Source organism: Phenylobacterium sp. (assembly GCF_035569475.1).
Classification (GTDB): domain Bacteria; phylum Pseudomonadota; class Alphaproteobacteria; order Caulobacterales; family Caulobacteraceae; genus Phenylobacterium.
The window spans coordinates 1-5,409 of record NZ_DATMNA010000029.1; the positions used below are offsets into that span (position 1 = coordinate 1).

The 5,409-nt window shown below is 71.7% G+C and carries 6 protein-coding genes; 3 read left to right on the top strand and 3 right to left on the bottom strand.

Annotation, left to right across the window (positions count from 1 at the left end):
- Positions 1-652 (bottom strand): outer membrane protein (locus VNW53_RS04200; RefSeq protein ID WP_325553829.1); only part of this gene is annotated, 652 nt, incomplete at its 3' end.
- Between the two features lie 263 nt (positions 653-915).
- Between VNW53_RS04200 and VNW53_RS04205 the strand changes: the two genes are divergently transcribed.
- Positions 916-2,364, top strand: coding sequence for a leucyl aminopeptidase family protein (locus tag VNW53_RS04205; protein ID WP_325553831.1), 1,449 nt, complete (start codon positions 916-918; stop codon positions 2,362-2,364).
- Entirely contained in the window at positions 2,361-3,203 is an 843-nt protein-coding gene (locus VNW53_RS04210) for an NlpC/P60 family protein (RefSeq protein ID WP_325553832.1), read from the top strand. The genes VNW53_RS04205 and VNW53_RS04210 overlap by 4 nt, the downstream gene beginning before the upstream one ends.
- Before the next feature lie 21 nt (positions 3,204-3,224).
- Here the strand turns inward: VNW53_RS04210 and VNW53_RS04215 are convergent, their stop codons facing one another.
- Together VNW53_RS04215 and VNW53_RS04220 are read right to left on the bottom strand one after the other, a co-directional pair.
- The gene (locus VNW53_RS04215; RefSeq protein ID WP_325553833.1) at positions 3,225-4,202 is read right to left on the bottom strand and encodes a threonine/serine dehydratase; all 978 of its coding nucleotides are present in this window, start codon (positions 4,200-4,202) and stop codon (positions 3,225-3,227) included.
- Positions 4,199-4,630 carry a VOC family protein gene (locus VNW53_RS04220; RefSeq protein WP_325553834.1) on the bottom strand — a complete coding sequence of 144 codons (432 nt, stop codon included), beginning with the start codon at positions 4,628-4,630 and terminating at the stop codon, positions 4,199-4,201. The genes VNW53_RS04215 and VNW53_RS04220 overlap by 4 nt, the downstream gene beginning before the upstream one ends.
- Before the next feature lie 109 nt (positions 4,631-4,739).
- On the opposite strand from VNW53_RS04220, the gene VNW53_RS04225 reads away from it, so the two are divergent.
- Positions 4,740-5,409, top strand: a 670-nt coding sequence (locus VNW53_RS04225) for an amidohydrolase (RefSeq protein WP_325553835.1), incomplete at its 3' end; no start/stop codon positions are given.

The window sequence follows — 5,409 nt, forward strand, 5'->3', positions numbered from 1 at the left end:
CGCTGGCGAGGTAGCGATAGGTCAGGTCGATGTTCAGTCGGTCCGTGGCCTGGTACGAAATCCCGCCGATGCCCTGATAGGCGAACTGCTCGCTGTCGTGGTCGGGCGTGTGCGATGAGAAGGTGCTCGGGAAGGGCAGGCCGGCGCCGATCAGATTGCCAGTGGCCCCGATGTGAGTGGAGACGATGCCGACACCGCCGCCGATGAACGGATCGATCCGCGAATTCGGCAGCAGGTCGATGAGGGCGTTGCCCATGGCCGTCCAGACGTCGACCTCGCCATGCGGCCGCCCGCAGGTCCCGGTGACGCTGCCTATGCCGTCAAAGGCCGCGCTGCTGTTGTAGTTGCACAGCAGGACTTGGTTGCCCCCGATGCTCGAAACGCCCTTCAGGGTGCTCGGGTGATAGCCGCCTTCGAGTTCAAGGCGCAGGTGGGGAAACAGCTGGTAGCCGATACGGCCGTAGACGACGACGTCATCCCGGGTCTTGTAGCGGAAAGGCGTAACGCCAGGGTCGATCGAGATGGCGTTGAACGGGTCGATCTGGTGGCCGCCGACATCGACCGCGCCGTACCAGCCGTTTTCCGACGCCCAGGCGCCGGATGCGGCGGCGGTCACCGCCAGGGCGACACCAGCCAGGAGCTTCATTTTCATCTTCAATCCCTCTTTGCCTGCAAGGCGCCGTTTAAGCTGCCGTTTTGCCGACACCCCAAGAACCATGGGGCGTCGACGAAAAAACACACCGATGCTATCAAACGGCGCTGTCCGCCGCCCAATCGTCCAAATTCGCACGCGAGCGTTTGGTTCCGGCGCCGCTGACGCCGCACGACATCCTGAGCCGACCATGCGTCGTTCCCGGTCTGGTGTTACCGCAAAGACACATTTCCTCCCCACGCGCGGTGGTGCAAAAGCGGCCCATGGTTGATGTCATCGTGGCCGCGCCGGCCGACGCGCCGGCGATCCCCATTCACCCGCTCGCGCCGCGCGACTGGCCCGCCTTCGCCGAGGGAGCATCCCCCACTGCCCGGGCGGCCGCCGCCGTGGCGTCGTTCGCCGGCAAGGCGGGCGAACTGGTGCTGGTTCCCACGCCCGAGGGCGCCGTCGAGCGGGTGCTTTTCGGCCTGGGCGAGACGGCGCCGTCCGCCATGGCCCCGTCGGCCATGGTTTGGCGCGGGCTGTCGGCGCGCCTGGCGGCTGGCGACTACCAGATCGTCTTTCCCGGGCGATCGACCGCGACGCCGTCGGCCGGGGCGGGCGACATCGCCCTGGCCTGGGCTCTGGGGACCTATCGCTTCGACCGCTACAAGCAGGAGCGCGGCGGGCCGCCCCCCCGCCTGGTCGCGCCGCCCGGCGTCGATCTGGCCCGTGTCTACGCCCTGGCGGCCGCCTGCGCCCTGGCCCGCGACATGGTCAACACCCCGGCCAACGACATGGGTCCGCTGCAGATCGAGACCATCGCCCGGGAACTGGCGCAGGCCCACGGTGCGTCGCTGTCGGTCGTGGTGGGCGATGACCTGATCGGCGCCGGCTATCCGGCCGTGCACGCCGTCGGGCGCGCTGCCGCGCCGGCCCGCGCGCCCAGGATGATCGAGCTGACCTGGGGCGAGGCCGGCCGGCCGAAGGTGGCCGTGGTCGGCAAGGGCGTGGTGTTCGACACCGGCGGCCTCGACATCAAGCCCAGCGCCGGCATGCGGCTGATGAAGAAGGACATGGGCGGGGCGGCCCACGCGCTGGCGCTCGGGCGCATGATCATGGCGCTGAACCTGCCGGTGCGGCTGAGCGTGCTGGTTCCGGCGGTGGAGAACGCCATCTCCGGCGACGCCATGCGGCCGGGCGACGTGCTGGCCTCGCGCAAGGGCCTCTCCATCGAGGTGGGCAACACGGACGCCGAGGGGCGCCTGATCCTGGCCGACGCCCTGACCCGCGCGGGCGAGCTGGAGCCGGACCTGACGATCGACCTCGCCACCCTGACCGGGGCCGCGCGCGTCGCGCTGGGGCCGCAGGTCATTCCTTTCTATACCGCGGACGACACCCTGGCGGACGCGCTCGCGGAAGCCTCGCGCGCCGTGGAGGATCCGCTGTGGCGGATGCCGCTGTGGGAGGGCTACGCCGCCTCGCTCGACAGTGACGTCGCCGACCTCAAGAACGACCCGGACGCGTGGGCGCAGGCGGGATCGGTGACGGCGGCGCTGTTCCTGCAGCGCTTCGCCCCCAAAAGCGCCCCCGAAAGCGCCTCTGGGAAAGGCGCCTGGGCTCACTTCGACATCTTCGCCTGGAACCCCCGGGCTCGCCCCGGCTGGCCGGCGGGGGCGGAGGTCCAGGCGATCCGGGCGATCCTCGCCGTGCTGGAGGCCCGCTACGCATGAGGGCCGATCCACGCCTCACCCCGGCTCGTCCGGATCTGGCCAGCGACGCTCTCGAGGGCCTGGTCCGGGCGGAGCGGTTCGAGGCGACCACGGCGATGCGCCTGGTGATCCCGGCGGCGGCGGTGCGGGCCGCGCCGAGCGTCGACGCCGAACAGGTAGACCAGTTGCTGTTCGGCGAGCGCTTCGACGTGCTGGAGATGGAGGACGGCTTCGCCTGGGGTCAGGCTTCCCGCGACGGCTATGTGGGCTGGGTGGAGGCGGCGGCGCTTTCGGCGCGGGACCTCACGCCCACCCACCGCGTGTCGGCCCTGCGCACATTTTCCTACCTGGAGCCCTCGATCAAGGCGCCCTCGCGCGGGCCGTTCAGTCTGGGCGCCCTGGTCACGGCGGCGGAGACTGCGGGGTCCCTGACGCGGGTGGAAGGCGGCGGCTGGATCCCGGTGGCCCACCTGGCCGCCATCGGGGCCGACTTCGCCGATCCGGTCGAGACCGCCCTCAAGTTTCTCGGGACCCCCTACCTGTGGGGCGGCCGCGACAGCCTGGGGATCGACTGCTCGGGCCTTGTGCAACAGGCGCTCTACGCCGCCGGCCGCGCCTGCCCGCGGGACACCGACATGCAGGCGGCGTTGGGCGAGGCGGTCGCGCGCGAGACACTCACCCGCGGCGACCTGGTGTTCTGGCGCGGTCACGTGGGCATGATGCTCGACGCCGAGCGCCTCCTGCACGCCAACGCCCACCACATGGCCGTCGCCATCGAAGCGCTCGCCGAGGCGGTGGCGCGCATCGGGGCGGCGGGGAGCGGCGCGCCGACGGGGTTTCGTAGATTCTCCTCCCCCTGAGGGGGAGGAGATGCGCACCTCTCAGTATTCCCCCGCCAGCACCCGGGAGAACAGCTCCGCGTCCACGTTGCCGCCGGAGAGGATGATGGCGGCGGTGCGGCCCGCGAGGTCGAGCTTGCCGGCGAGGAGGGCGGCGAGGGCGACGGCGCCGCCGGGCTCGACCACCAGCTTCAGGGTGGCGAAGGCGTAACGCATCGCCTCGGCGACCTCCGCGTCGGTGGCGGTGAGGACGCCGGCCAGGTGGGCGCGAAGGATCGGGAAGGTCAGCTTGCCCGGCATCGGCGATTCCAGCGCGTCGCAGAGCGATCGCGGGCCCGGCGGCGCGCCGCGGCGCTCGCCCGCCTCGAGCGAGCGGCGGGTGTCGTCGAAGCCGTCCGGCTCGACGCCGTAGAGCCCTGTCGCCGGCGACAGGGCCCGCATCGCCAGGCTGACTCCCGACATCAGGCCGCCGCCGCCGACCGGCCCCAGCAGGAGGTCGATCGAGGGGCCCAGCGCGCGGGCCTGAGCGGCGATCTCCACGCCGGCGGTTCCCTGGCCGGCGATGATGAAGGGATCGTCGAAGGCGGGGACTACGACGGCCCCGCGCTCGGCCGCGGCGGCGGCGGCGAGGGCTTCGCGGTCGTCGGTGGCGCGGTCGTAGAAGCGCACCTCCGCGCCATAGCCGCGCGTCGCCTCGACCTTCACCGTGGGGGCGTCGGCGGGCATGACGATCAGGGACGGCAGGCCGAGGAGGCGCGCCGCCAGGGCGACGCCCTGGGCGTGGTTGCCCGAGGAGAACGCCACCACGCCTCCCTTCCGCTCGTCGGGCGAGAGGCGGCTCAGGCGATTGAACGCGCCGCGGAACTTGAAGGCGCCCACCCTCTGCAGCGTCTCGGGCTTGATCAGCACCCGCCCGCCGAGGCGCTCGTTGAGGGCCGGGCTCTCGATCAGCGGCGTCACGACCGCGCGGCCGGCGAGGCGTTCGGCGGCCGACTGGACGTCGGCGAAGGTCACGCTCATTTCGCGAACACGCTTTTAGCGAAGATTTGGGCGTCGTCGGCGAAGGCCTTGAACTCCAGCGCGTTGCCGGAGGGGTCGAGGAAGAACATCGTCTGCTGTTCCCCGGGCTGGCCGGCGAAGCGGGTTTGGGGGGCGATCAGGAAGCGGGTCCCGGCGGCGACAAGGCGATCGGCCAGGGCTCGCCAGGCGTCCGGCTCCATGATCACGCCGAAGTGGCGCACGGGCACCGCCTCGCCGTCGACCAGGTTGGTGGAAGCGGCGTCCGCCGCTGATGCGAGGTGGGCGACGATCTGGTGGCCGTGGAAATCGAAGTCGACCCAGTCGGGCGCCGAGCGGCCCTCCGGGCAGCCGAGCAGGCCGCCGTAGAAGGCGCGCGCCTCGGCAAGGTCGCGCACGGGAAAGGCGAGGTGGAATCTTGGGCGAGCCATGGTGCTCTCTTAGCCTCGGACCCGCCCGCGGGGAAAGCCACGCTGGACTTGGCCGCCGCCGCGCGCCAAGTCTGCGGTTTGCTCCTGCCCGCAACCTTAGAGCCCCGCCATGAACGCCATGAGCTTCGAGACCGAGACCTGGAGGGCCGCAGGCGAGGCGGGCCTCACCGCCGCCATCGCCCTGCGCCGCGCCATCCATACCGAACCGGAGCTGGGCCTGGACCTGCCCAAGACCACGGCCAAGGTGCGCGCCGCCCTGGCGGGCCTGCCCCTGGAGATCCGCGAGGGCCCCTCCACCAGCGGCCTGGTGGCGATCCTACGGGGTCCGGCCAACGGCCGCACGGTGCTGCTGCGCGGCGACATGGACGCCCTGCCGCTGACCGAGGACACCGGGCTGGAGTTCACCTCGCTGAACCAGGGCGCCATGCACGCCTGCGGCCACGACACCCACGTCGCCATGCTGGCCGGCGCAGCGCGGGCCCTGTGCGACCGCCGCGACCGGCTGCCCGGCACGGTGATGTTCATGTTCCAGCCCGGCGAAGAGGGCTGGCACGGGGCGCGGTTCATGCTGGAGGACGGCCTGATCGACCCGATCCCGGACGCCGCCTTCGCCCTGCACATCTCGCCCAACATGCCCACCGGCGTCTTCGCCGGCCGGACCGGTCCGCTGCTGGCGGCCTCCGACGTCATCCGCATCAAGGTGATCGGGGCCGGCGGCCACGCCTCCATGCCGCACGACGCCCACGACCCGATCCCGGTGCTGTGCGAGATCGTCACCG

Excerpts from the sequence above, each read along its gene's own strand:
- VNW53_RS04220 (WP_325553834.1), bottom strand. The coding sequence starts at position 4,630 with ATGGCTCGCCCAAGATTCCACCTCGCCTTTCCCGTGCGCGACCTTGCC.
- VNW53_RS04215 (WP_325553833.1), bottom strand. The coding sequence starts at position 4,202 with ATGAGCGTGACCTTCGCCGACGTCCAGTCGGCCGCCGAACGCCTCGCC.
- VNW53_RS04210 (WP_325553832.1), top strand. The coding sequence starts at position 2,361 with ATGAGGGCCGATCCACGCCTCACCCCGGCTCGTCCGGATCTGGCCAGC.
- VNW53_RS04205 (WP_325553831.1), top strand. The coding sequence starts at position 916 with ATGGTTGATGTCATCGTGGCCGCGCCGGCCGACGCGCCGGCGATCCCC.